We start from the raw sequence: 23,669 nt of genomic DNA, 5'->3' as shown, positions 1-23,669 counted from the left end.
GAAGTGAAACGCGCACGCGCCGATGGTAGTGTGCATCTAGCATGCGAGAGTAGGTCATCGCCAGGGTTTTTACCCCAAAGCCCCGCAGCCAACGCTGCGGGGCTTTTCTATGGGCGAAGGAAAAGGGCCGTGCCTACTGGCGGCGGGGCGCCGGCAACGGAAAGGCTCTGCGGGGCTGGTGTGGGCGCGTAGGTTGGGGATACGCTGCCGACGCTTTGGGTTTGAGTTTGGGTTTGGGTTTGGGGCCGGATTATCCGGTGTTGACTCGGTCCCTGCGCTGGAGCGTTTGGGCCCCGCTGTGGGCGGCAGGCTCTTTTCGGCGAATGTCCCCCAGCCTCCGCCTGCGGCGAAGGCCTCCTCCTTGATTTCGCCGAAAAGACCTGCCACCCACGGCGGGGCTCGGCTTCGGAGGGCAAAGGCGGGGGGCAAAAGGCGCGGCGAAGGCCACAAAAAAGCCCGCCTTGCGGCGGGCTTTTCTGGTCAGGCTGGCGGTGCGTCAGGCGCACCGGCCTTGATCACTTGATCTTGCCTTCCTTGTACATCACGTGCTTGCGGACAACCGGATCGTACTTCTTCATTTCCAGCTTGCCCGGGGTGTTCTTCTTGCTCTTGTCGGTGGTGTAGAAATGACCGGTACCGGCCGACGAATTCATGCGGATCTTGTCGCGCTTGGAAGCCATGTTTCGATCCTCCTCAGATCTTTTCGCCGCGCCTGCGCAGGTCGGCCAGGACGGTGTCGATGCCGTTCTTGTCGATCGTACGCAGACCCTTGGTGGAAACGCGCAGCTTCACCCAGCGGTTCTCGGAAGCAACCCAGAAGCGGCGCTCATGGAGGTTGGGCAGGAAAGTGCGGCGGGTTTTGTTCATTGCGTGCGAGACGTTGTTGCCGGTCGTCGTACGCTTGCCGGTGACTTGGCAGACTCGTGACATGAAGCACCTCGGTGGGTCGCGGAATATTCCGCATGGGGGCTCCCCTTGGCCAGGGAAGCGTCGGCCCCGCCGGCTGTGCGGATATCCACTCAGCGGCGCGCGATTCGGGAACGTTGCCGCGGTTGCGGCGGGCTGTGCGGGCTGACCCCCGAAATCGCGCTTCCGGAGGACTACCGTGCCGATCTGGTGGATCAGCGGGACACAGTGAGCCGGGCATTATCACCCGGCAGGCTCCCACAGGCAAGCTTTTGCCCCTGTAGGAGCGCGCCATGCGCGCGAAGCCGCGGAACGTTGATCCGCGCTGCGTGGCTTCGGCTCCGGTGCGGGGCTCGAAGCCAGGGGGTGGGGCTTCGGCACCGGTGCGGGATCCGAAGCCGGGCGGTGGGGCTTCGCGCCGGGCGCGCGGGCCGAAGCCTCAGTTGCTGCCGTGATTCACGCGGCTTCGCGCGCATGGCGCGCTCCTACAGGAGCTGTCAGGGAGCCTGGGCTGCGGCTTTGCTTTCGGCGATGAAGCTGCGGATCTGCTCTTCCAGGACCGGCAGCGGTACGGAGCCCAGGCTCAGCACGGCGTGGTGGAAGGCGGGCAGGTTGAAGTCCGCGCCGAGTTCCGCCTCGGCCTCGTGGCGCAGCTCCCAGATCTTCAGCTCGCCAAGCTTGTAGCTCAGCGCCTGCGCGGGCCAGGAGATATAGCGGTCCACTTCGGTGGTCACTTCGTGCTCGGACAGCGCGGTGTTGTCGCGCAAGAACGCCAGTGCCTGGTCACGGCTCCAGCCCAGGTGATGCACGCCGGTGTCGATCACCAGCCGCGCTGCGCGCCACATCTCATAGGTCAGGCGGCCAAAGTCCTGGTAGGGCGTCTCGTAGATGCCCATTTCCTTGCCCAGCTTCTCCACGTACAGGCCCCAGCCCTCGCCGTAGGCGGAGATGTAGCTGTTGCGGCGGAACTCGGGCTGTTCGTCCTGCTCCTGCGCCAGGGCTCCCTGAAATGCGTGGCCCGGCTCCGCCTCGTGCACGGTCAGCGCCGGCAGGTTGTACAGCGGGCGCGAGGGCAGGTCGTAGGTGTTGAGCCAGTAGGTGCCGCGGCCACCGCGGCCGGCGGTCCAGAACGGAGCGATGTCGTCGGGCACGGGGATGATGGTGAAGCGCCCGCGCGGCAGCGGATCGAAGAAGCGGCCGATCACCCCGTCCACGCGCTTGGCGATCCAGGCGGCGTGGTTCAGCAGCTCCTGCGCGCTGGTGGCGTAGAACTGCGGGTCGGTGCGCAGGAAATGCAGGAAGGCGTCGAAGTCACCCTCGAAGCCGGTGCCGGCAATCACCTCGTCCATTTCAGCCCGGATCCGGGCGACTTCCGCCAAACCGATGTCGTGGATCTCCTGCGGCGAGAGGTCCAGGGTGGTGTATTCACGGATCTGGGCGCGGTAGAACTCCTCGCCGCCCGGCATGGCCTCGGCTGCCAGGGTGGTGCGCGCCTGGGGTACGTATTCCTCGCGGAAGAAGGTCAGCAGGGTGCGGAAGCCGGGGATCACCGCGTCGGCAATTGCGGCACGGCCTTCGGCACGCAACGCTTCCTGCTCGGCGGCGGAGATCGACGCGGGCATGTTGCGGTACGGTTCCCAGAGCGCCGCCTGTTCCGCACCCTCAAGGTCGGCCACGGCCGCGATCGATACGTCGCGGCCATCCAGCACCGCCCGCGGCACGCTGAAACCGCGCGCCAGGCCGGAACGCATGTTGGCAATCTGCTGATCGAAATAGCGCGGCACGTCGCGCAGGCGCGCGGCGTAGACCTGGTAGTCGCGGGCGCTGTCGAACCGGCCGCGGGTCATGAAGCCCAGGCTGGACCAGAACGAGCTGTCCGAGTTGAACGGCATTTCATAGGCGCCCAGGCGGATGTTGGCCGCCATCGCCTCCAGCTGCGGCCGGTATACGGCCAGGTTCACCCGGTTCTGTTCCGACAGGGCGGTGGCATCAATGGTTTTCAGCTCGGCCAGCACGCTCTCCCACATCTGCAGGCGGCGGGCCTGGGCCTCGGCGCTGACGTCGGAAAGGGTGCTGCTGGACGGATCGACGTCTTCGTCGCCGCCGCGGCCGAACTCGGCCTGGCGCCAGTCCCATTCTTTCTCGTAGATGGCCTGGAAGGCGGCATCGGCGGCGGAGGGTTGCGCCCATGCTGCGGGTGCAACCAGGCACAGGGCAAACAGGCAGGCGGTGAAGAATCGGGTCACGTTGCGGTCCGTTGGATGTTGCGGATCGCGCATCATCGCATCCATGGCGCGGCAGAGCCCCGGCCCGGAAGTCCCGGCAATCCGCACGTTCCGTGGCAAAGGAGTTTTCAGCGCAGTAGTGGTGGCCGCGAGACAGTCGGGAGGGCCACGAGATGTGGGCGTCAATGCATTGTCATATTGGACGAGGATGATTGCCGGGTCGCTTTCCAGCGCGGGAGCTGGAAGCGGTCGGGGAGAGCAGGTGCGGGAGGGGGCGAACGCCGCCACCGCTGGAATGCCGGCATCAGGGATAGGCCGCCTTTTCCCGAGTGTGGTGCAGGCGCATGAGGCGCGCAGCTCTGTCGCACAGATCCCACCCCATGAATCAACCAGAGCCAGAACCCATGTCTGTATTGAAGAAAACTGTGCTGTCCGGCGCAGTGCTGCTTGCCCTGTGTGTTCAAGTCCAGGCGTTTGCCAACGAAGTTCATCCGAGCCAGGCCCTGCAGGAGGGCAGCCAGGCCGCGGCTACGGGCACCGTACATGGCCGCGTATACGATCCGGCGACGGGCGAGTACCTGCGCAATGCACGGGTGATGGTCGGCGGTCGCCAGGTCGCCACTTCCGGCGACCGCGGCGAGTTCCGCATCAGTGGGGTGTCGACGGGCAAGCGGGTGATGACGGTGGAGTTCACCGGTTTCAGCCCGGTGCAGCAGGAAGTGGATGTCCGTGCAGGCGAAACCAGCGAAGTCCTGTTCGAAATGTTCACCACGATCAGCGGCGGAGCGGATGCCGTATCGCTGGACGCAGTGCGAGTGGTTGGCGTGCGCGAGGGCGACGCCCGCGCGATCATGGAGCAGCGCGCCTCCATGAACATCACCAACACCCTGTCGGCCGACAGCTTCGGCGAGATCGGTGACGGCAACCCGGGTGAGTTCCTGAAGTACATGCCCGGCGTGGACTTCGACGTGGTGGCGGACGACGCCCCGCGCAACATTTCCCTGCGCGGGCTGCCTGCCAAGTACACCGGTGTGACCGTCAACGGCGTGAGCCTGGCAAGCGTCGATGCCAACCCCAGTTCGGGATCGCGGACCTTCAGCTTCGAGCAGATGGCACTTTCGGGCGTGGAGTCCATCTCCATCTACAAGACCACCAGCGCCGATATGGATGCGAATGCGCCGGCCGGCACCATCGATATCCGGACCCGGCGGGCGTTCGACCGCACGGGGCGCAACATTACCGTCAAGCTCGGTGCCACTACCCACTCCAACATGTGGGACAGCTTTGACTCAGGGCCGATGGAAGGCGGCTATGACCGGAAGTTCCTGCCGGTGGGTGAAATCAACTGGTCGGACGTGTTCCTCGATGGCCGCCTGGGCGTCGCCGCCGGAGTTGGCAATACCACCAACTACGTCGAGCACGAGCAGGTCACTGCCGGGCGCAACTACGTGCCGACCGCACTCAGCCCCGAGTCGTATGCGGTGACCTCGATCTCGGCCAACAACTACGGCCGCGAGTACAACCGCCGGGTTGCCCAGATGGCACTGGATTTCAAGGCCTCCGATGACCTGATCCTGTCACTGATGGCATCGGCCAGCCGCGGCGACATCGAGCCCAGCGTCATCAATCCGGCTTTCACCACCCACGCCCGGTCACGCGGCGTGATCGGCGACCCTTCGCTCGACTTCACCACCCAGGCCGGCGCCGACCAGAACACGCTCAACGTCAACCACACCTTCAACTACAAGGTCGGCTATACCCGCAATTTAATCCCCAGCTTCGAGTGGAATACCGAGCGCTTCAAGCTCGACGGCAACCTGTTCTCCTCCAGCTCCAACAGCCGCTACAACGCCAACAAGAAGGGCCAGGTCTATGACCTGCTCAACCCGGTGACGTCGACCGGAAATTTTTCCGCATCGCGCGAGAACTGGATGACCCAGGACTGGGACATCCGCCAGGTCGATGGTCCGGACTGGTCTGATCCGGACAGCTTCAACCTTGGCGCATACGGTGGTTCAAACCGCCCGGTCGTGCGTGCCGACCATGGCAGCAGCGGTGAACTGGAGTATCGCGGCGGCGCCCTGAATTTCTCGTTCTACCAGGACATCGGCGATGTAGCGCTGACATGGAAAACCGGCGCCAAAGTGGTCCGTGCAGCCTATGAATACGGGAACAGTTCCGAGGCGAAGCACTGGACCTACGACGGTCCGCTGGACAATGCGGGGTTCTTGCGCGCGATACAGAGCGCAAACCAGTTCTCCGCGGGCGATACGGGGATGCACGTCAACCCTCTGGGCGGTGACCACCTGTACGTGCACAGCCTGACCAAGATCTACCAGATGATGCAGGCCAACCCGGAGCAATGGGCGCACACCATCACGCCGACCAACTGGTACAACGCGCACGTGGCCAATGACCGGAAGATGGACGAGAACATCGATTCGCTCTACTTCATGGGCACGGCCGAGTTCACCGACCGCCTCCAGGCCCAGGCCGGCCTGCGCTGGGAGCGGACAAGCAGCACCAGCTACGATGTTGACCCGCTCAGCGTGGACGAGGTTGTTGCCGCCGGCTTCGACGTATCTTCGTCCACCGGGCGCGCCACCACCATCGAAGGGCTGGAATACCAGTACCTCACCAACCCCAGGGTCGAGCGCAAGGGCAGCTACAGCGAGTTCTTTCCCAGCGCATCGGTCAAGTACGGCTTCACCGACAGCCTCGACCTGATCGCCGGGTATGCCAAAACCATCTACCGCCCCGAGGTAAGCGACCTTGCCGGGGTGTGGTCAATCAACTACGAGGCGGAGGACGGTCCTGTCCTCAACGCCCCCAGCCCGTCCCTGCGGCCCGAATACTCGGACAACTTCTCGGTCCGTCTGGTGAAGTATTTCGAGCCGGTCGGACTGGTCTCGGTGAACTGGTACCGCAACCAGGTTACCGACCTGATCAGCAGCGTGTCGATGACCCCGGAAGAGTTCGGTTACGACGGCACTGATCCCGTCGTCCTGGTCAATACCAAGACGAACATGGAAGACGAGATCAACATCAGCGGCTGGGAGTTCGAGTTCAACCACGCCATGGACTACCTGCCCGGCGCTCTGAAGGGTCTGACGCTGCGTGGCTCATACACCCGCAGCAGCCCAGACGTGGTGTTGCCGCGGGTTGCCACGCAGGTCGCCAACCTGGGCATGGGCTGGCAGTACGGGCGCACGCGGCTGAACCTCAACACCGTCTGGAGCGACGAGAAGGACCGCGGTCTGACCAACAACATCGTCAACGCGTTCGGAGAAACCATCAACCAGAAGCAGCCGTTCGACGACTACCTGGAGGTCAACCTGTCGGGCAGCTACACCATCATTCCCAAGACCCGCGACAACTTCATGGGTCTGGATTTCTACTTCAGCGCCAACAACCTGTTCGACCAGAACCGGCATACCGTCTATTCCAATGGTGAAACCGGTCTCTCCGAGAAGGGCCACCACAGCCAGATCTACATCCACAGCGGGCGACGGGTGGCGTTCGGCTTCCGCGGCCGTTTCTGAGGCCCGCCAGGGCCTCAATCGGTCATTGGAAAGGGCCGGCATCGCGCCGGCTCGTACAACCTTCTCGAGGAGTTGAAACATGGGTACCCGCTTCACGATCGACCGGCGCAAGTTCCTGGTGGGCGCCGGCAGCCTGGCCATCCTTGCTGGCCTGCAGCCCGCACGCCTGTGGGCCGCGCCGGCCTTCCAGTCCTATCCGTTCGCGCTCGGCGTGGCCTCAGGCGATCCGCATCCGGACGGGTTCGTGATCTGGACGCGGCTGGCGCCCGAACCGTTGGCTGAGAATGCGGGCATGCCCATGCTGGCCGTGCCCGTGCGCTGGGAGGTGTCGGAGGACGAGCAGTTCAACCGGGTGGTCCGCAGCGGCGAAGCGCTGGCACGTCCGGAGCTGGGACACAGCGTGCATACGGAAGTGGAAGGCCTGCGCCCGCATCGCCCGTACTGGTACCGCTTCCATGTGGCCGGGCAGGCAACCAGTCCGGTCGGCAGGGTGCGCACGGCGCCGGAGGCAGGCACCGCGGTCGAGCGCCTGCGCATAGGCGTGGCCGGCTGCCAGCATTGGGAAGCTGGTCTTTACACCGCCTATCGCCACCTCAGCGAGGAACCGGAGCTGGATGCGGTCTTCCATTACGGTGACTACATCTATGAGGGCAAGGGCAGAGCTGGCAGCACGATCGTCGATGCAGCCGGCAATCCCATCGTGCGCCAGCACGCTGGGGACGAGATCCACACCCTGCATGACTACCGGCGCCGCTACGCCCAGTACAAGACCGATCCCGATCTGCAAGCCGCCCACGCGGCGACGGCGTTCCTGTCGAGCTGGGACGACCATGAGATCGATAACAACTGGGCTGGCGGTGACGATCAGGATGGCACCCCGCCGGAGATTTTCGCCCTGCGCCGACACGCCGCGATGCAGGCCTGGTACGAAAACATGCCGGTGCGCCGCGCGCAGTTCCCGGGGCTGGGCAGCCTGACCATGCATCGCCGCCTTGATTACGGGCAGCTGCTGCGTGTGCATGTGATGGACACACGCCAGTACCGCACCAAGCAGCGCTGCGATGCGACGATGGAGCGGTTGCAGCGCCCGTGCCGCTCGCCGGAAGACGCCCATGACGAGCAGATCATCGGCCAGGCCCAGGAGCACTGGCTGGCGCAGGGCCTGGACGGCGCCTTTCGCTGGAACCTGCTGGCCCAGCAGGTGATGATGATGCCCTATCGGTATCCGGACAGCCGCCCTGCCGGGCCGTTGAACACCGATTCCTGGAGTGGATATCCGCATGCGCGGCAGCGGGTGATCGACCTGCTCGCCCAGCACGGCCAGGGCAGTGTCATCGTCGCCACGGGCGACGTGCACAAGCATCACGTCGGCGTCGTGCCTTCGTCTCCGGACGACCTGCTCAGCACGCCGGTCGCGACCGAGTTCGTTACCACCTCGATCTCCTCGGGAGGCGATGGCAGTGACATTCCCGACACCTGGGGAAATGTGCTGGCGGAAAATCCGCACAACGTGCTGCTCAACGACCGCCGTGGTTACCAGGTATTCGACATCGGCCCGGAGCAGTGGCGTACCGACGTGGTTGCCATAGATCGCGTGTCCGCCCCAGGCGGAAGCAAGCGGGTCATTGCCCGCCTGGTGACCGAGCGCGGCCGGCCCGGCGCGGAGCCCGCATGATGGCCCCCCATCAAGCGCCGTGGCGCCGGTGGGAGTGGCTGTGGCCCGTCCTGCTGGCTTTGATGGTGCCCGCTGCCGCCGTCGCTGCCGGCCTGGAGGAGACCGCGGGCAGCAACGTCGTGGGCCAGCCGTTGCCCGCGTGGTCGCCTGGCGAGCTGGACATCCACCACATCAACACCGGGCGTGGCGACGCGCTGCTGTTCGTGTTCCCGGATGGCACCAGCCTGATGAAGGATGCCAGCGGGAAGACCGTCGAGAAAGCGCCCTTCTCGCTGCCGACGAAACCGGACACCTCGCGCCCACCCGGGGAGTGGGTGGCCCGCTACATCCGGCGCGCTCTGCCGGAGGGCGTCGAAGGCCTGGACTATGCGTTGATCTCGCATTTCCACGGCGACCACATGGGTGCCATCGATGCCGGTTCACCGTTGACCGCGACAGGCGGCGGGTACCGGCTCAGCGGCGTTACCCAGGTCGCCGAACTGGTCCCGATCGCCACGCTGATCGACCGTGGGTGGCCGGATTACAGCTATCCGAAGCCGATTGCGACTCCTACGATGGACAATTACCGCCGCTTCGTTGACTGGCAGGTCCGCAACCGCGGCCTGCAGGTGGATCGGTTCCAGCCTGGTGCCAACGACCAGATCCGGCTGCTGCACGACCCGGCTGCTTATCCCCAGTTCGAGCTGCGCAACCTCTATGCCAATGGCGAGGTCTGGACCGGCCTGGACAGCGGCACGCGCAGCCTGTTCCCGCCGCTGGAGCACCTTGCTCCCGGCGACTATCCGAACGAGAACAAGCTCAGCATCGCCTTCCGCATCAGCTATGGCAGCTTTGATTACTTCTCCGGCGGCGACCTGTCCTCGATCGACGAGGAAACTGCCGCCGCTCCCGCGCCGTGGCTGGACGTGGAGCCGGCGGTGGCGCTGGCCAGCGGTCCCGTCGACGTCATGAAGGCCAACCACCACGGCAGCTGGGACGCCAACAGCATTCCGTTCCTCGCCGCGCTGCGGCCCCGGGCGATCGTGGTGACCGCCCGCGCCGATGGCCATCCAGCCATCAACACCTACCGGCGCATGACCTCGCGCAAGGTGTGGCCCGGCGAGCGCGACATCTTCATCACCGCCGTGTCGCCGGCGACCGCCAGCACCACCTACGGTGTGGAAAGTGCCGCCAGCACGCACGGGCATGTGGTCGTTCGGGTGGAGAAGGGAGGGGGACGGTATCGGATCTTCGTCCTCGACGACGAAAGCGAGGACATGACGGTCAAGGCCGTATCCGGGCCGTATTCTTCGCGCTGATCCGTGGCTGGGGGCGGCGCTGCCCCCAGCCTCTCAGCCGGCGCGTTTGCGCAGCCGCTCCAGCACGCCGTCCAGGGTGTCCAGGTCGGCATAGTGGATGACCAGTCGGCCCCTGCCGCCGCGGCCGTGGGCGATGCTGACCTTGGCGCCCAGCGTCTCGGCCAGTTCGTTTTCCAGCGTGGCGATATCGGCCTGCTGCGGGCGAGGCTTGGCGCTGGTGCGACCACGTTTGCCGGGGACACGGCCCTCGGCGAACTGCTGGGCGCGATGCTCCACCTCGCGCACCGACCAGCCGTGTTCGGCGGCTTCGGCGGCCAGCTTGCTGGCCAGCTCCGGCGCCAGGGTGAGCAGAGCGCGGGCATGGCCCATTTCCAGCCGCCGCTCCTGCAGCAGCTTGCGGATCGCCGGCGGCAGTTCCAGCAGGCGCAGCAGGTTGGAGACCGCCGCGCGCGAGCGCCCCACCGCCGCGGCGGCCTGGGCATGGGTGAGCATGAATTCCTCGATCAGCCGCGCCAGCGCCTCGGCTTCTTCCAGCGGATTGAGGTCTTCGCGCTGGATGTTCTCGATCAGCGCCATCGCCACCACGGTGCGATCGTCGACCTCGCGCACCACCGCCGGTATCTCGGTCAGTCCGGCCCGGCGCGAAGCGCGCCAACGGCGCTCGCCGGCGATGATTTCCCAGGTGCGGCCACTGCCCGAGCGAATCTCGCGCACCACGATCGGCTGGATCACGCCCTGGGCCTTGATCGACTCGGCCAGCTCGTCCAGCTTGTCCTCGCTCATGGTCCGGCGCGGCTGGTATTTGCCTGGCGCCAGGGCGTCGATCGGCAGGTTCTGCAGGGTGTCGCCGGGGCCGGCCTCCAGCACCGGGGCGGTTTCGGCCGCCTTGGGCCCGAGCAATGCCTCCAGGCCGCGTCCCAGTCCGCGCTTCTTGGCAGGCGCCTTTTTAGCCTTGGGGGCGGTCATGCCGCTTTCTCCTTCTGTTCGCGCTCGCGCTGGCGGCGGATGATCTCGCCGGCCAGCCCGAGGTAGGCGATCGCTCCGCGCGATGCGCGGTCGTAGCCGACGATGCTCTGCCCGTGGCTGGGAGCTTCGGCCAGGCGCACGTTGCGCGGCACGATGGTGCGGAACACCTTGTCGCCGAAATGTTCGACCAGCTCGTTGGACACGGCGTTGGTCAGGTTGTTGCGCACGTCGAACATGGTCCGCAGCACGCCTTCGATCTCCAGCCCCGGGTTGAGCCGCGAGCGCACCGCTTCGATCGTTTCCATCAGCGCGCTGATCCCTTCCAGCGCGTAGTACTCGCACTGCATGGGCACCAGTACGGAATCGGCGGCGGTGAGCGCATTGAGGGTGAGCAGTGAAAGCGCCGGGGGGCAGTCGATGATGATGTAGTCGTAGCGGGGGCGCAGCGGGCCGAGCGCCTGTTTGAGCCGCTGCTCGCGGTTTTCGGCCGCCATCAGCTCGATCTCGGCGGCGGTCAGGTCGGTGTTGCCGGGCAGCAGGTCATAGCCCTCGGCCGTCTCGCTGATCGCATCTTCGCCATGCAACTCACCCAGCAGTACATCGCAGGTGGAGGCCTGCAGGTCGCGTTTGTCCACGCCGCTGCCCATGGTGGCGTTGCCCTGGGCGTCCAGGTCCACCAGCAGCACCCGCTTCGGGATGCCGGCAAGCGCGGCCGCCAGGTTGACCGCGGTGGTGGTCTTCCCGACGCCACCCTTCTGGTTGGCAATGGCAATGATGCGGGCCATGGGCTCCCCGGTCCGGTGTATGGATCCGGACCGCAGGATGGCGGGCCGGTCGATCATTATGCCCAAGTGCCGCGGCGGCGTAAGGGACGCGTTGTCCTGCCCCCGCCTCAGCCTGGCGCGTGGACCACCACCAGATGCCGTTCCGCGGCCAGGCCCGGGACCTGGAGCGGGGTGATGTCGCCTGCTCTCCAGCCTTCGGGCAGGGCGGCGATTTCCTCATCGGGGCGCACGCCCTTGAGTGCCAGCAGGCGGCCGCCGGGACGCAGCAGGTGGCCGCCGACGGCAACGATGTCGGCCAGGGTGGCCAGGGCACGTGCGGTGATGGCGTCGAACTGTCCCGGCATGTCGAGGGCTTCGGCACGGCATTCGTGCACGGTCGCGTTGGACAGGCCCAGGGTGCGCACCGCCTGGCGCATGAAGCGGGCCTTCTTGCCGTTCGATTCCACCAGTTCCACCTGCAGCGAGGGCCGTGCCAGTGCCAGCGGGATCCCCGGCAGGCCTGCGCCTGCGCCCAGGTCTGCCAGCCTGCCCACGCCGTCCAGGTGCGGGGCCAATACCAGCGAGTCGAGCAGGTGCAGGGTCACCATCTCGTGCGGGTCGCGGATGGCGGTGAGGTTGTAGGTCCGGTTCCAGCGCACCAGCAGGGCCAGGTAATCCAGCAGCGGCTGTGCCAGTGCCGGGTCCATGCCCAGCGTCGCCAGGCCGGAGTCCAGCGAATCGCGCAGCGCGGGGTCGAAGGTGTTGGTCATCGCCCTATTGTAGGAGCCGGCGGCCTTACAGCGTCCGGTGCCAGGCCAGGGTCGCCAGATAATTGGGGGCGGGCTCGAAGGCCTGCAGAGTCCAATCGCCTGGCGCGCCCAGTTCCGGGTCGCAGTCCAGCAGCACCAGCCGATCATCGCGCTCGCCGAACTCCAGCCGGTGCAGCCCAAAAGCGATGCCGCGGCCATGGGCCTTGAGCATGGCCTCCTTGGCGCACCAGATACGCACGAACACCGCTTCGCGCAGCGGGCCGGACAGGCGTTGCAGCCAGTCGGCCTCCGACGGGCTGAAGTAGCGCCGGGCCAGCTCCAGGGCCCGCGGCCGCGGGCGTGCCCATTCCAAGTCGCAGCCCAGGCGCACGCCATGGCCAAGCGCCATCAACAGCCCTTCGCCGCTGTGGCTCCAGCTGGTGTCGTGTCCTTCGTGGGCGGGGCCGAGGCACGGCCGGCCCCGCGGGTCGCGGTCCAGCTGCAGCTCATCGGCAGCCAGGCGCAGCTCATCCTGCAGCCAGGTGCGCACGATCGGTTCGGCGGCTTCGCCACGGCGGTAAGGCCGCCAGGCGCAGCGGACGCGTTCGAACTTGAGCTGGCCTGCAGTCAGGGACATGAAGGGGAATTGGGGAGATTGGGGGTGCGGCAGCGTAAGCTATCGCCGTTTCGGCGTGGGTACGCCGCAGGTCCAACAGCATAGACATGTCCGCAGTCATCGACGATCCCGCGCGTTCCGGTTCCGCCGGCACCAAGCTGCCCCTGGTTTCCGGCGACCCCGCGCGCCTGCTGGCGCTGGTGGCCGGCCAGCCGGTCAACCTGCACGAGTTCCTGGACCAGGTGCGCGCGGTGGCGGCGCTGCTGCCCAACGCTGGCCATGCGGTAAACCTGTGCGAGGACCGCTACCGCTTCCTGGTGGCATTCTGCGCGGTGGCGCTGCGAGGCCAGACCACGCTGATGCCGCCCTCGCGCACTTCGGCTGCGATCGAGCAGGTGCGGCAGCGGTATCCGGACAGCTATTGCATCGGTGATGGCCATGCTTGCGGCTGCGGACCCCTGGAGGCGGGGCACTACCTGCGCCTGCCCGACCCGCTGCCGCGCCAGGATGGACCATTGCCGCTGATCGACGCCGATGCCGTGGTGGCGATCGGCTTCACCTCCGGCAGCACCGGCGAGCCCGAAGCCAATGCCAAGACCTGGGGCTCGTTCGTTCGCAGCAGCGGCCAGAACGTGGCGGCGCTGGAGGGCCTGTGGCCGGCCGGCGCCCAGCCGCACGTGGTGGCCACGGTCCCACCGCAGCACATGTATGGCATGGAGATGTCGGTGCTGCTGCCCTTGCTTGGCGGAGCGGCGGTGCATGCCGGGCGCCCGTTTTTCCCGGCCGACATCGCTGCGGCGCTGAGCCAGCTGCCGGGTCACCGGGTGCTGGTGACCACCCCGGTGCACCTGCGCGCGCTGGTCGAATCCGGTGCCGCTCTGCCGCCGCTGTGCGGCATCGTCAGCGCCACGGCGCCGATGCCTCCCGAGCTGGCGGCTGCCGCCGAGGCATGCTTCCGCACCGAGGTGCGGGAGCTGTTCGGTTCCACCGAAACCTGCATCATTGCCCGCCGCCGCACTTCCCGGGAGCAGGCCTGGACCCTGCTGCCCGGCGTACGCCTGCAGCCCAGGCCGGACGGCACTCTGGTGCAGGCGCCGCACCTGGCCCACCCCGTGGTCCTTGCCGATCTGGTCGAACTGCACGGACCGGACCGATTCAGCCTGCGCGGTCGCCGCGCCGACCTGCTCGAGGTGGCCGGCAAGCGTGCTTCGCTCGGGGAACTGACCCGGCAACTGCTGGCCATTCCCGGTGTGCATGACGGTGTGGTGCTGCAGCTGGACGAGACAGGCTCGGGAGGGGTGCGGCGGATCGCCGCGGTTGCCGTGGCACCGGAGCTTGACGAGCGCGCCATCCTGGACGCGCTGCGGCGCGTGGTGGATCCGGTCTTCCTGCCGCGGCGCCTGCGGCTGGTCCCTGCGCTGCCGCGCAACGAGACTGGAAAGCTGCCGCGGACGGCGTTGCTGCAGCTGCTTGCGGCAGAGACTGCGGAATGAGCTGCGCCGAACCCGGGCGCGAGCGGGCCCGGGTTTTACCTCAGTAAAGCACCCGCGTGCGCAGAGTGCCGGGAATCGCGGCCAGCGCCGCACGCAGTTCGGCGGCCTGCTCCTCGCTGGCGCTCACGTCGATCACCACGTAACCCACGTTGGCGTCGGTACGCAGGTACTGGCCGTCGATGTTGATCCCGCGGCCGCTGAATACCTCGTTCGCCTGCGACAGCACGCCCGGCACGTTGCGGTGGATGTGCAGGATCCTGCGGCTGCCGTCGTGGCCAGGCAATGCGACTTCGGGGAAGTTCACCGCCGACAGGGTGGAGCCGTTGTCGCTGTAGCGGATCAGCTTGGCCGCGACTTCCAGGCCGATGTTGTCCTGCGCCTCGAGGGTGCTGCCGCCCACGTGCGGGGTGAGCAGTACGTTGTCCAGCCCGCGCAGCGGGGATTCGAATTGCTCGTCCTGGCCCTTGGGTTCGACCGGGAACACGTCCACGGCCGCGCCGCCCAAGTGGTCGCTGCGCAGCGCTTCGGCCAGCGCATCCACGTCGACCACGGTGCCGCGCGAGGCGTTGAGCAGATGCGCGCCCGGGCGCATGCGCGCAATCTGCGCCGCCCCCAGGAGGTGGCGGGTGCCCGGGGTCTCGGGCACGTGCAGGCTCACCACGTCGCTGCGGGCCAGCAGGTCGTCGAAGCCGGCCGCTGCGCGCGCGTTGCCCAGCGCCAGCTTGGTCTCGATGTCATGGAACAGCACCTGCATGCCCAGTGATTCGGCCATCAGGCCCACCTGGGTGCCGATGTGGCCATAGCCCACGATGCCCAGCGTCTTGCCGCGCACCTCGTGGCTGCCGTCGGCGTTCTTCGACCAGCCGCCGCGGTGGCATTCGGCGTTGCGCCGCGGGATGCCGCGCATCAGCATGATGGTCTGGCCGATGACCAGCTCGGCCACGCTGCGGGTATTTGAATACGGCGCATTGAACACCGGGATGCCGGCCAGCTGGGCCGCCTCCAGGTCCACCTGGTTGGTGCCGATGCAGAAGCAGCCGATCGCGATCAGCTTGCGTGCATGCGCCAGCACCTCGGCGTCGAGCTGGGTGCGTGAGCGGATGCCGACCAGGTGGGCGCTGGCAATCGCCTCGTTCAGTGCATCGCCCGACAGGGACTTGTCGCGGCAATCGACCAGGCTGTAGCCGGCGCCGTGGAAGGCGTCGACGGCGCTTTGGCTGACGCCCTCCAGCAGCAGCACGCGGATGTCCTGTCTGGGGAAGGAAGTCTTGGCCATCGTCGGAAAAGCACCGCAGCGGGACAGGGGATGCACTATGCTTGCGCTGACGCTGCACCGCAACATCCGGCAGTGCCGGGGGAGCCGACCAGTCCTGATGAACGCTTCGATTGTTGACAGCCTGCACCTTGCGGTTCCCGGCCTGCCGGTGAAAACCGAGGCGGCGGACCTGGAGCACTACGGGCGTGACTGGACCCGTCACTGGCCACCGGCGCCCCTGGCGATTGCCCTGCCCGACAGCGTCGAGCAGGTGCAGGCCGTGGTGCGCTGGGCCAATGCGCAGCGCGTGGCCATCGTGCCCTCTGGCGGGCGCACTGGACTGTCCGGCGGCGCGGTGGCCGCCAACGGTGAACTGGTGGTCAGCCTGGAACGCATGAACCGCGTGCTCGGCTTCGATGCGGTCGATCGCACGCTCACCGTGCAGCCAGGCGCAGTGCTGCAGGCGGTGCAGGACGCCGCACGCGAACATGGCCTGACCTATCCGGTGGATTTCGGCGCGCGGGGCTCCTGCACCATCGGCGGCAACATCGCCACCAACGCCGGTGGCATCCGCGTGATCCGTCATGGCAATACCCGCGACTGGATCGCCGGTCTGAAGATCGTCACCGGCAGCGGCGAACTGCTCAATCTCGGCCGCAGCCTGGTCAAGGACGCCAGCGGCTACGACCTGCGCCAGCTGCTGATCGGCTCGGAGGGGACGCTCGGCATCGTGGTCGAGGCCACCCTCAGGCTCACCGATCCACCGCCCCAGGCGCAGACCATGCTGCTGGCGGTGCCGTCGTTTGACGTGCTGATGGACGTGTTCGCCCTGTTCCGTTCGCAGCTGAAGCTGCAGGCTTTTGAATTCCTCACCGATCGCGGCCTGCACCACGTGTTGGAACACGGCGGAACGAATCCCTTTGACGTCGTGCACCCCTGGTACGTGCTGACCGAATACGACGCCGCGGCGGAGTCCGACGAGGCCGCTGCCCTGGCCGTGTTCGAACAGGCGGCGGAGCGCGGCTGGGTGCTGGATGGCGTGATCGCTGCCAGCCACGAGCAGGCCGGCCAACTGTGGCGCCTGCGCGAAGGCATCACCGAAGCGACGGCCCGCTGGCGCCCGTACAAGAACGACGTCTCGGTGCGGGTGGCGGCCATGCCCGCGTTCCTGGCCGAGGCCCAGGCCCTGCTGGGCGAGGCCTATCCGGATTTCGACGTGGTCTGGTTCGGCCACATCGGCGACGGCAACCTGCACATCAACGTGCTCCAGCCCGAGGGCCTGGCCGACGATGAATTCATGCGCCGCTGTGCCCACGTGACCGAGCTGCTGGCCGGGCTGCTGCAGCGCCATGGCGGCAGCATCTCGGCCGAACACGGGGTGGGCCTGTTGAAGCAGCCCTACCTCGGCAGCAGCCGCAGCGCCGCCGAAGTGGCGCTCATGCGCGGCATTCGCAGTGCCTTCGATCCGAATGGACTAATGAATCCCGGCAAGATCTTCGACTGACACCCAACCGACGCACCCCTCCTGTAGGAGCGCGTCGTACGCGCGAAGCCGCGTGACGTTGGTCGGCGCCGAACCGTCGGAGGTGTGTGCCAAAAGCCGGCGCCAGCGCGCAGGCTCCGGACGCCGCGCGGCAGCGGGATCATCGTCTTGAATCAGGTGTCACGCGGCTTCGCGCGCATGGCGCGCTCCTACAGAAGCCCGACAGCACGCCCCCGCTCCGGGGCCGTGCGCCACGAAATCAGGCGATCTGCACCCATGCCGGGGCGTGGTCGCTGGGGCGCTCCCAGGTGCGGGTGTCGCGGTCGATGCCGGAAGTCACGGCGCGATCCTTGAGAGCGTCCGACACCAGGGTCAGGTCGATGCGCAGGCCCATGTCGCGACGGAAGGCCGCCTGGCGGTAGTCCCACCAGCTGAAGATCCCGCCTTCGTCATGGTGCAGGCGGAACGCATCGTGCAGGCCCAGGTCCAGCAGGCGCTTGAGATGGGCGCGCTCGGCGGTGGAAGTGAGGATGTGCCCGTCGTTCCACACTTCCGGATCGTGCACGTCGCGGTCATCGGGCGCGATATTGAAGTCGCCCATCACCACGGCTTCCGGATGCGCCTTCAGCTCGGCGGCCACCCAGTCGTGCACCGCGTCCAGCCAGCGCATCTTGTAGGCGTACTTGTCGGTGCCCACGTCCTGGCCGTTGACCACGTACAGGTTGATGATGCGGATGCCGTTGACCGTGGCGGCGATCACGCGCTTCTGGTCGTCCTCGAAACCGGGGATGCCCATCTGCGCGTCGGTGATCTCATGTCCGCGGGTCAGGATCGCCACGCCGTTGTAGGTCTTCTGGCCGTGGAACACGTTGCGATAGCCGAGCTCGTCCAGCACCGCCGCCGGGAAACGCTCGTCGTCGAGCTTGGTTTCCTGCAGGCCGACCACGTCGGGCACGGACTCCTGCAACCAGCGCTCCAGGTGCGGCAGGCGCACGTTGAGGGAGTTCACGTTCCAGCTGGCGATCTTCACAGGCGTTCCTTGGTGCAGGGGATCAGGGATTGTAGGCAACCGCGGCAAAGAGCACCTCAGCCGACCAGCCTGCGCAGCCGGGGTGCCAGCCCGGCTGCCGGAGCGGTTACCCTGTGGCGATGAACATCAGACCCTATCGAGACAAGGTTCCGGCGCTCGGCGAGCGCGTCTATATTGATCCGGCCGCGACGGTGATCGGCGACGTGGCCCTGGCCGACGACGTGTCGATCTGGCCCGGCACCGTGATCCGCGGCGACGTGAACCACGTGCGCATCGGCGCACGCACCAACATCCAGGACGGCAGCGTGATCCACGTCAGCCATGCCGGCCCGCACACGCGCCTGGATGGCTACCCGACCATCATCGGCGCCGACGTGACCGTCGGCCACAAGGCCGTGGTGCATGCGTGCAGCATCGGTGACGGCTCGCTGGTGGGCATGGGCGCGCTGATCCTGGATGGCGCGGTGATTGGAAAGCACGCCTTCGTCGGCGCCGGTGCGCTGGTGGCACCAGGCAAGACGGTCGGTGAGGGCGAGCTGTGGGTCGGCAGTCCGGCGCGCCGGGTGCGCAAGCTCAGCGATGCCGAGATCGAAGGCCTGATCTACAGCGCCGGACACTACGTGCGGTTGAAGGACGAATACCTCGCCGGCTTCGCCGCGGGCTGAGCCTCAGTCGGCGGTGGCCAGGCTCGCCTGGCGCCCGCGCAGGCTGGCGTACACCTCGTCGGTCTGCGGGCGTACGCCATGCCAGTAGAAGAAGCTTTCCGCGGCCTGCTCGACCAGCATGCCCAGCCCGTCGACGGCGTGCAGCGCCCGCGCTGCACGGGCCCAGGCCAGGAACGGCGTTGCCGCCTCGCCGTAGTTGAGGTCCACCGCCGCCGCGCGGTTGGCCACCAGTGACATCGGCAGCGGCGGCAGTCCCGAACCGCGCGCGGCCGAGGTGGCCTGGATGATCAGGGTGAAATCGCCCAGCTTGCCCAGGTCGTCCATGTAGCGCGCATGCGTCCGGTCCGGCTCGCCCATGGCATCGACCAGGGCGTCGGCCCGTTCCGGGGTGCGGTTGACCACGTACAGCTCGCCGATGCCGGCATCCAGCAGGGCCGGGGCCACGCCGCGCGCTGCACCGCCCGCACCGATCAGCAGCGTGCGCCGGCCGCGCAGGTCCAGACCGTGGCGGTCGGTGAGGTCGCGCACCAGGCCGCGGCCATCGGTGTTCAGCCCGTGCCAGCCGCCGTCGCGGCGGACCAGGGTGTTGACCGCGCCGCTGCGCTGGGCGTGTTCGCCCAGGCTGTCGCACTGGTCAATGGCCAGCTGTTTGAGCGGCAAGGTGATGTTGGCACCGGCGCCCCCTTCCTCGGCGAACCGTGCCAGCAGCTCCGGGAACTGCTCCGGCAGCGCCTCGATGGCGCTGTAGTCCATATGGATCCCGCGGTCGCGGGCAAAGGCCGCATGGATGGTCGGTGACAGCGTGTGGGCGACGGGATGGCCGAACAGCGCGTAGCGGGGCGCGAGATCGGGATCGGGATGCGTGCTCATGGCGGACCTCCCTGACGTGGTCCAGCCAGTCTACTCCCGCCGGTGGGGTCAGGCGTCTTCGCGCAGCCAGCGGGCCGCGTCGGGGGCGAAGTAGGTGAGCACGCCATCCGCGCCGGCGCGCTTGAAGGCCACCAGGGCCTCCATGGCGCAGGCGCGCTCGTCCAGCCAGCCGTTGGCGGCGGCGGCCTTGAGCATCGCGTACTCGCCGCTGACCTGGTAGGCGAAGGTCGGCACGCCGAAGGTGTCGCGCACCCGGCGGATCACGTCCAGGTACGGCAGGCCGGGCTTGACCATCACCATGTCCGCGCCTTCCTGCAGGTCCAGCTCCACTTCGCGCAGGGCTTCCTCGCCGTTGGCCGGATCCATCTGGTAGGTGGTCTTGTCGGCCTTGCCCAGCGCCGCCGACGATCCGACCGCGTCGCGGAACGGGCCGTAGAACGCGCTGGCGTACTTGGCCGAGTAGGCCATGATCCGGGTGTGGATGTGGCCCCCGGCCTCCAGCGCATCGCGGATGGCGCCGATGCGCCCGTCCATCATGTCGCTGGGCGCCACCACGTCGGCACCGGCCTGGGCGTGGGAAAGCGCCTGCTTGACCAGCACTTCGACAGTCTCGTCGTTGAGCACGTAGCCGGTGTCGTCCAGCAGGCCGTCCTGGCCGTGGGCGGTATACGGGTCCAGGGCGGCGTCGGTGATCAGACCCAGCTCCGGGAAGCGCTGCTTGAGTGCCCGCAGCGCGCGCTGCACCAGTCCCTCAGGGTCCCAGGCAGCGGCGGCGTCCAGCGACTTGGCTTCCGGCGCGGTCACCGGGAACAGGGCCAGCGCGGGGATCTTCAGTTCGCAGGCCTGCTCGCCCAGGCGCAGCAGTTCGTCGATCGATACCCGCTCCACGCCGGGCATCGATGGCACCGGTTCGCGCCCGTTGATCTCATGCACGAACACCGGCCAGATCAGGTCGTTGGTGGTCAGCACATGCTCGCGCATGAGCCGGCGGGAAAAATCATCGCGGCGCATCCGCCGCGGACGGATCGGGAGTCTGTTCATCCATCCATTCTACGCCGCGGCGCCTGTACAGGCCGGGCGCGGGCCCGGGTTCAGCCGTGTACGCCGTCGATTTCCACGATCAGCTCGCGCCGGCAGATGACAGCGTGCAGCACGATGTACGGCACCCGGTCACCGAAGCGCTCACCCAGGGCGCGGGCCACCACCGGCAGGTCTTCGCGATCGCGCACGTACACCTTCAACCGGGTGCCTGCGCCAAAGCGCGCCGGCAGCTCCGGGCGGCCGCGCCGGGCCGAGGCCAGCAGCGCATCGAAGTTGGCGAAGGTCTCTTCCAGCTGGGCCAGCAACTCGCCTTCATGCTGCGAAGCGTGGCCCACGATGGCCGCAGTACCCGAGAGCAGCAGCGGGATGTCGGCGCCTGCGGCCGGCAGCATGGCCCGGGCAAAGCTGGGCGGCTGCGGGCCGTACTGGCGCGGGTAGCAGTAGGCGTTGATCTGGCGCGGGTTTTCCACTGGCGTGCCCGGCTCGGCCGCCGAGAGCCAGTACATCTGCAGGATCCGTGTGTCGTCGCAGCGGCCGATGCCGGTTGCTGCGGGCAGCCGGTCGGGATCGAAGCTTCCCATTCCGTCGGCGCGGCCCAGGCAGAACTGGCGATAGCGCTCTTCATCACCGTCGCCAAGGGTGATCGCGTCCAGGTAGTTCCAGATCCGCAGCATGTGCGGTGTGGTGCCCGCTTGCAGGTGGCTGCCCAGGGTCTGGTAGCCGCGGCGTGCGGCTTCATTGATCCCGATGCCGGCCTCGTCCACCTCGATCACGCCGAACGAGAGCCGTCCGTCGGTGGCCCAGGCGATCTCGCCGTCACGACCGTAGCGGACGGGGGCGTCCGTGCGCCAGACTTCCAGCGGCGCCTCACCCCACGGTTCCAGTGGAATGCGCAGGTAGCGCGGATCGTCGCTGTGCGGTGCCTGGCTGCCGAAACCGAACACGGCCAGCACGCCGGGTTCGGCCAACAGCGCGTCCGGCACCTGTCCGTAAACGTAGTCCACGCGCAGCCGTGCGCCGTGTCCGCCTGTTTCCTGCTGCGCATCACGCGCTGACTGCACTTGCTGGTTCAACATTCTTCTGCTTGCTGCTCGCCGTCTGGTTCGGCCCATGCCATCATTCCGGGCGCGCATCATAGCGCGACGCTGTTTTCAGTCCCTGACCTTCGAACCCGGAAATGAGCATGTCCAACCAGACCCCAGCCGAACGTGAACTGGCCGAACTGCTGGTCGAGAGCCTGAACCTTGAGGACGTGCAGCCCGGCGAAATCGATCCCGACGCGCCGCTGTTCAACGCCGGGCTGGGGCTGGATTCGATCGACGCGCTGGAGCTGTCGCTGGCGATCAGCAAGCGCTACGGCTTCCAGCTGCGCTCGGACAACGAGGAAAACCTGCGCATCTTCGCCTCGCTGCGGGCGCTGGCCGAGCACGTGCAGCAGCATCGGGCTGGTTGAACGCCGTCCAGCCTGCGGCCGTTGAACCGGCCGCCAATCCTGTGATCCTCGCTGTCGAAGTCGCCCTGGTGGTGTGCTACGGCGTGCTTGCGCACCTGTCCAGCGCCCGCGACAGCCATCTGCTGGCGCTGGCCGCGCTGCTGGCCCTGGTGCTGATGATGCTGGCTTCGCCACTGGCAGCGCGGCGCATCTGGGCGTGGATTTCGCTGCCGCTGTTGGCGGCTGCATGTTGGGTGGTGTACCGGGCTGGCCTTGCGCCCGTGCCCCTGCTGCTGGTGCCGGTGGCCTTCATCGGCCTGGTGGCGTGGATGTTCGGGCGCACCCTGGTGCCGGGGCGGGTTCCGCTGATCACCCGCATCGCCAGCATTGTTGAAGATGTCCCGGATGCGGCCGACGCGCCGGCACTGGAGGCCTATACCCGCTGGCTCACCACGGCCTGGGCGGTGCTGCTGGTGGTGCTGGGCGTGGTCAACCTGGGGCTGGCGATGATTGCCACGCCGGAAGGGCTGCTGGCGCGGCTGGGCGTCGCGGCGCCGGTCACGATCACCCACGTGCAATGGTCGTGGTTCGCCAACCTGTTCAATTACGGCATCGTGGCCGGGTTCTTCATCCTCGAGTTCCAGCTGCGCAAGCTGCGCTTCCCGGGCCGGTTCCCCAGCTTCTTCCGCTTCCTGCGCCAGATGGGCGGGCTGGGGCCTGCGTTCTGGCGCGATCAGCTGCGCTGAGGCGGGCGACTTGCAGCGGCGGGTGCCACGTGGTGCCATGACGCTCCGTACGAGGCAGGGAAGTACCCATGAGTCATGGAGTTGAAGCCGCTGAAGGCCAATCGGCGCTGCCGCGCTGGGGCTGGGCGGCGCTCAACCTGCTGCAGTTCGTCTTCACCCTGGCCTGGACCATGGGGTGCGTGAGCCTGGCGCTGCTGGTGTACGCGCTCACCGGGGGGCGGCGCAGGGTGCCGCTGCGGATGGCCTCGTGGCTGTGGGCGTCCGGGCTGCTGCGCGCGTCGGGCGGCAGGTTCGAAGTTGAAGGGCTGGAGCGGGTCGACTGGTCGCAGCCCTATGTGCTGGTGGCCAACCACCAGTCGGTGCTCGATATCTGCGCGCTGTTCCGGGCGGTGCCGGTACCGCTGCGGTTCCTGCTGAAGCAGGAAATGACCCGGGTGCCGTTCGTCAACTGGTACGCGAAGGCCATGGGGATGGTGTTCATCCCCCGCGACGACCGTCGCGGGGCAACGCAGGCCCTGCGCCGGTCGGCGGAGTTGGTCCGCTCGGGCGCGGTCCTGTGCATCTTCCCGGAGGGCACCCGCAGCCGCGACGGCACGTTCGGGCGGTTCAAGCCCGGGGCGTTCCAGGTGGCGATTGAATCGGGTGCCAGGGTGCTGCCGGTGGCGCTGGAAGGCACCGGAGCCGTGCTGCCGCCGGATGGCGCATTCCGCGCGCGCCCGGGCCTGATCCGGGTCCGCTTCGGTACTCCACTGGACCTGCATGCCGACGGCGGGCCGCTGGACCGCCAGCAGCTGGCGGCCCGCGCCCAGGACGCGGTGGAAGGGCTGCTGCGCGACGGCTGATCCGCCGGACCTGCGCGGTCGGGGGGGGGGAGGCGCGCATTGGTATGCTTCCGCTGATGTCCCGCTGCTTT

21 protein-coding genes are annotated in these 23,669 nt (G+C 67.5%); 9 read left to right on the top strand and 12 right to left on the bottom strand.

Annotated features, from left to right (window positions below; translation table 11 throughout):
• Positions 1 to 515: 515 nt before the first annotated feature.
• The 3 genes from rpmG to ACW7G3_RS13875 form a co-directional block, all read right to left on the bottom strand.
• Positions 516 to 680 carry a 50S ribosomal protein L33 gene (gene rpmG, locus ACW7G3_RS13885; RefSeq protein WP_343259313.1) on the bottom strand — a complete coding sequence of 55 codons (165 nt, stop codon included), beginning with the start codon at positions 678 to 680 and terminating at the stop codon, positions 516 to 518.
• 13 nt (positions 681 to 693) lie between these two features.
• A complete protein-coding gene (gene rpmB / locus ACW7G3_RS13880; RefSeq protein ID WP_343259312.1) occupies positions 694 to 930 on the bottom strand; it encodes a 50S ribosomal protein L28 in 237 nt (78 codons plus the stop codon).
• 473 nt (positions 931 to 1,403) lie between these two features.
• The gene (locus ACW7G3_RS13875) at positions 1,404 to 3,185 is read right to left on the bottom strand and encodes a DUF885 domain-containing protein (RefSeq protein WP_456983495.1); all 1,782 of its coding nucleotides are present in this window, start codon (positions 3,183 to 3,185) and stop codon (positions 1,404 to 1,406) included.
• Between the two features lie 350 nt (positions 3,186 to 3,535).
• On the opposite strand from ACW7G3_RS13875, the gene ACW7G3_RS13870 reads away from it, so the two are divergent.
• The 3 genes from ACW7G3_RS13870 to ACW7G3_RS13860 all read left to right on the top strand — a co-directional run bounded on the left by ACW7G3_RS13870 (position 3,536) and on the right by ACW7G3_RS13860 (position 9,646).
• A complete protein-coding gene (locus tag ACW7G3_RS13870) occupies positions 3,536 to 6,673 on the top strand; it encodes a TonB-dependent receptor domain-containing protein (protein WP_456983494.1) in 3,138 nt (1,045 codons plus the stop codon).
• Positions 6,674 to 6,752: 79 nt separating this feature from the next.
• Positions 6,753 to 8,348 carry an alkaline phosphatase D family protein gene (locus tag ACW7G3_RS13865; protein ID WP_456983492.1) on the top strand — a complete coding sequence of 532 codons (1,596 nt, stop codon included), beginning with the start codon at positions 6,753 to 6,755 and terminating at the stop codon, positions 8,346 to 8,348.
• Complete coding sequence (locus tag ACW7G3_RS13860; protein WP_456983490.1) at positions 8,348 to 9,646, top strand: ComEC/Rec2 family competence protein; 1,299 nt, start codon at positions 8,348 to 8,350, stop codon at positions 9,644 to 9,646. The genes ACW7G3_RS13865 and ACW7G3_RS13860 overlap by 1 nt, the downstream gene beginning before the upstream one ends.
• Positions 9,647 to 9,679: 33 nt before the next feature.
• Here ACW7G3_RS13860 and ACW7G3_RS13855 read toward each other — a convergent pair whose 3' ends face one another.
• From ACW7G3_RS13855 to ACW7G3_RS13840, 4 genes are all read right to left on the bottom strand, one after another.
• Positions 9,680 to 10,612: a ParB/RepB/Spo0J family partition protein gene (locus tag ACW7G3_RS13855; protein WP_456983489.1), complete on the bottom strand. Its 933-nt coding sequence runs from the start codon at positions 10,610 to 10,612 to the stop codon at positions 9,680 to 9,682.
• Positions 10,609 to 11,397, bottom strand: a complete 789-nt coding sequence (locus ACW7G3_RS13850; protein ID WP_456983487.1) for a ParA family protein — start codon at positions 11,395 to 11,397, stop codon at positions 10,609 to 10,611. Before ACW7G3_RS13850 ends, ACW7G3_RS13855 begins: the two co-directional genes overlap by 4 nt.
• Before the next feature lie 107 nt (positions 11,398 to 11,504).
• Positions 11,505 to 12,146, bottom strand: coding sequence for a 16S rRNA (guanine(527)-N(7))-methyltransferase RsmG (gene rsmG, locus ACW7G3_RS13845; protein ID WP_456983486.1), 642 nt, complete (start codon positions 12,144 to 12,146; stop codon positions 11,505 to 11,507).
• Positions 12,147 to 12,171: 25 nt separating this feature from the next.
• Complete coding sequence (locus ACW7G3_RS13840; protein WP_456983484.1) at positions 12,172 to 12,762, bottom strand: 4'-phosphopantetheinyl transferase family protein; 591 nt, start codon at positions 12,760 to 12,762, stop codon at positions 12,172 to 12,174.
• Between the two features lie 86 nt (positions 12,763 to 12,848).
• Between ACW7G3_RS13840 and ACW7G3_RS13835 the strand changes: the two genes are divergently transcribed.
• Complete coding sequence (locus ACW7G3_RS13835) at positions 12,849 to 14,234, top strand: AMP-binding protein (protein WP_456983483.1); 1,386 nt, start codon at positions 12,849 to 12,851, stop codon at positions 14,232 to 14,234.
• A 40-nt stretch (positions 14,235 to 14,274) separates the two neighbouring features.
• On the opposite strand, the gene serA is transcribed toward ACW7G3_RS13835, so the two are convergent.
• Complete coding sequence (serA, locus tag ACW7G3_RS13830) at positions 14,275 to 15,510, bottom strand: phosphoglycerate dehydrogenase (RefSeq protein WP_456983481.1); 1,236 nt, start codon at positions 15,508 to 15,510, stop codon at positions 14,275 to 14,277.
• 97 nt (positions 15,511 to 15,607) lie between these two features.
• Here serA and ACW7G3_RS13825 point away from each other — a divergent pair, with 97 nt between their 5' ends.
• Positions 15,608 to 16,993 carry an FAD-binding oxidoreductase gene (locus tag ACW7G3_RS13825; protein WP_456983480.1) on the top strand — a complete coding sequence of 462 codons (1,386 nt, stop codon included), beginning with the start codon at positions 15,608 to 15,610 and terminating at the stop codon, positions 16,991 to 16,993.
• 238 nt (positions 16,994 to 17,231) lie between these two features.
• On the opposite strand, the gene xth is transcribed toward ACW7G3_RS13825, so the two are convergent.
• On the bottom strand, positions 17,232 to 18,002 hold the full coding sequence (xth, locus tag ACW7G3_RS13820; RefSeq protein WP_456983479.1) for an exodeoxyribonuclease III: 771 nt from the start codon (positions 18,000 to 18,002) through the stop codon (positions 17,232 to 17,234).
• 119 nt (positions 18,003 to 18,121) lie between these two features.
• Between xth and ACW7G3_RS13815 the strand changes: the two genes are divergently transcribed.
• Positions 18,122 to 18,667, top strand: coding sequence for a gamma carbonic anhydrase family protein (locus ACW7G3_RS13815; protein ID WP_456976315.1), 546 nt, complete (start codon positions 18,122 to 18,124; stop codon positions 18,665 to 18,667).
• 3 nt (positions 18,668 to 18,670) lie between these two features.
• Here the strand turns inward: ACW7G3_RS13815 and aroE are convergent, their stop codons facing one another.
• Genes aroE through ACW7G3_RS13800 form a run of 3 tightly spaced genes read right to left on the bottom strand, consistent with a single transcriptional unit; the run spans position 18,671 to position 21,654 of the window.
• A complete protein-coding gene (gene aroE, locus ACW7G3_RS13810; RefSeq protein WP_456983478.1) occupies positions 18,671 to 19,537 on the bottom strand; it encodes a shikimate dehydrogenase in 867 nt (288 codons plus the stop codon).
• A 48-nt stretch (positions 19,538 to 19,585) separates the two neighbouring features.
• On the bottom strand, positions 19,586 to 20,578 hold the full coding sequence (hemB, locus tag ACW7G3_RS13805; RefSeq protein ID WP_456983476.1) for a porphobilinogen synthase: 993 nt from the start codon (positions 20,576 to 20,578) through the stop codon (positions 19,586 to 19,588).
• A gap of 50 nt (positions 20,579 to 20,628) precedes the next feature.
• Positions 20,629 to 21,654 carry a chorismate transformation enzyme, FkbO/Hyg5 family gene (locus tag ACW7G3_RS13800; protein WP_456983475.1) on the bottom strand — a complete coding sequence of 342 codons (1,026 nt, stop codon included), beginning with the start codon at positions 21,652 to 21,654 and terminating at the stop codon, positions 20,629 to 20,631.
• A 107-nt stretch (positions 21,655 to 21,761) separates the two neighbouring features.
• Between ACW7G3_RS13800 and ACW7G3_RS13795 the strand changes: the two genes are divergently transcribed.
• From ACW7G3_RS13795 to ACW7G3_RS13785, 3 genes are all read left to right on the top strand, one after another.
• Entirely contained in the window at positions 21,762 to 22,031 is a 270-nt protein-coding gene (locus ACW7G3_RS13795; RefSeq protein WP_456983473.1) for a phosphopantetheine-binding protein, read from the top strand.
• Positions 22,028 to 22,756, top strand: coding sequence for a ketosynthase (locus tag ACW7G3_RS13790; protein WP_456983471.1), 729 nt, complete (start codon positions 22,028 to 22,030; stop codon positions 22,754 to 22,756). The genes ACW7G3_RS13795 and ACW7G3_RS13790 overlap by 4 nt, the downstream gene beginning before the upstream one ends.
• A gap of 68 nt (positions 22,757 to 22,824) precedes the next feature.
• Positions 22,825 to 23,598 carry a lysophospholipid acyltransferase family protein gene (locus tag ACW7G3_RS13785; RefSeq protein WP_456983469.1) on the top strand — a complete coding sequence of 258 codons (774 nt, stop codon included), beginning with the start codon at positions 22,825 to 22,827 and terminating at the stop codon, positions 23,596 to 23,598.
• The last annotated feature ends 71 nt before the right edge of the window (positions 23,599 to 23,669 follow it).

It is taken from the genome of Luteimonas sp. A478 (assembly GCF_054052025.1).
Note: the sequence above shows the minus strand (reverse complement) of the source record. Positions and strands in the feature narration are given on the sequence as shown.